Raw genomic sequence first — 1171 nt, forward strand, 5'->3', positions numbered from 1 at the left:
TTTCCTTCTGCGGCGGTTGTCGGTAACCCAGTACGTGAAGACGTAACGCAGTTGGATGAGCCCGCTCAACGTATGCAAGAGAGAGAAGGACCAATTCGTATTCTTGTTATGGGCGGCAGCCAAGGGGCGCGTATTCTTAATCAAACATTGCCAGCGGTGATGGCAAACTTGGGACAAGACTACTGTATTCGTCATCAAGCAGGTAAAGGCGCAGCGCAAGAAGTGCAAGCTGCTTATCAAGCGAACAATGTTGCTAATGCAGAAGTGACCGAGTTTATTGATGATGTTGCACAAGCGTATGCGTGGGCAGATCTGCTAGTGTGCCGTTCTGGCGCATTGACGGTATCTGAAGTCTCAGCAGCAGGTGTAGGCGCGATTTTTATCCCGTTCATGCATAAAGACCGTCAACAGGCACTGAATGCCGACCACTTAGTGGACTGCGGTGCTGCGAAGATGATTGAACAACCTGATTTAACCGTGGAGTCTTTGACTCAACAGATCCAACAATTGGATCGCCAAGCTTTACTTTCAATGGCTCAAAAGGCACGCAGTGCCGCAAAATTAGATGCTGACAAAGTTGTCGCACAAGCCATTGTCGCTTTGACCGAAAAGCGTTAACGAATTATTGAGAATCGAATTAATGACTATCCAACATACACAAGACTTAGCTCAGATTCGCGCGATGGTACCAGAAATGCGTCGCGTGAAATGCATCCACTTCATCGGTATCGGTGGTGCGGGCATGAGCGGCATTGCTGAAGTTCTTCTAAACGAAGGTTATGAAATCACGGGTTCAGACTTGTCTGAAAACCCAGTAACCGAGCGCTTAGTGTCGAAAGGGGCAACCGTATTTATTGGTCACCAAGCAAGTAATGTCGAAAAGGCTAGTGTGGTAGTCGTTTCCACCGCGATTAACGAGGAAAACCCTGAAGTCATGGCGGCTCGTGAATTGCGTATTCCTATTGTTCGCCGAGCAGAAATGTTGGCTGAACTGATGCGATTCCGTCATGGTATCGCTGTTGCGGGCACACATGGTAAAACCACCACCACAGCACTAGTCACACAAATCTATTCCGAAGCAGGCCTTGATCCTACGTTTGTAAACGGCGGTCTAGTAAAGAGCGCGGGCACCAATGCGCGCTTGGGCTCTAGCCGTATTCTGATTGCAGAA

At 48.8% G+C, this 1171-nt stretch carries 2 protein-coding genes; both read left to right on the forward strand.

From position 1 onward, the window contains the following. Positions 1-618: glycosyltransferase (locus R7Q47_RS25580; RefSeq protein WP_318090173.1), on the forward strand; the 618-nt coding region annotated here is incomplete at its 5' end. Positions 619-640: 22 nt separating this feature from the next. Next, the coding region (locus tag R7Q47_RS25585; RefSeq protein WP_318090174.1) for a Mur ligase domain-containing protein at positions 641-1171 on the forward strand (531 nt) is incomplete at its 3' end.

The organism is Vibrio sp. Vb0349, from assembly GCF_033338975.1.